1 protein-coding gene is annotated in these 249 nt (G+C 68.7%); it reads right to left on the reverse strand.

The window, feature by feature from the left end; all coding sequences use genetic code 11:
• Positions 1 to 249 (reverse strand): enolase C-terminal domain-like protein (locus tag SB772_RS43970; protein ID WP_410839024.1); only part of this gene is annotated, 249 nt, incomplete at both ends.

Raw genomic sequence — 249 nt, forward strand, 5'->3', positions numbered from 1 at the left:
GTGAACATCGCGAGCGACACGTCGAAGTGGTTGTTCGAATGCGAACCCCACGTGAGGCCCCAGTCGCGGCACATCTGCGCGACGCGCACCGAGCCCTGCATCGTCCAGAAGTGCGGGTCGGCGAGCGGGATGTCGACGGCGTGCAGCTGCACCGCGTGGCCCATCTGCCGCCAGTCGGTCGCGATCATGTTGGTGGCCGTGGGCAGCCCGGTCGAGCGGCGGAATTCGGCCATCACCTCGCGGCCCGAG

The sequence above is a fragment of the Paraburkholderia sp. SIMBA_030 genome, from assembly GCF_046535245.1.
Taxonomy (GTDB): Bacteria; Pseudomonadota; Gammaproteobacteria; order Burkholderiales; family Burkholderiaceae; genus Paraburkholderia.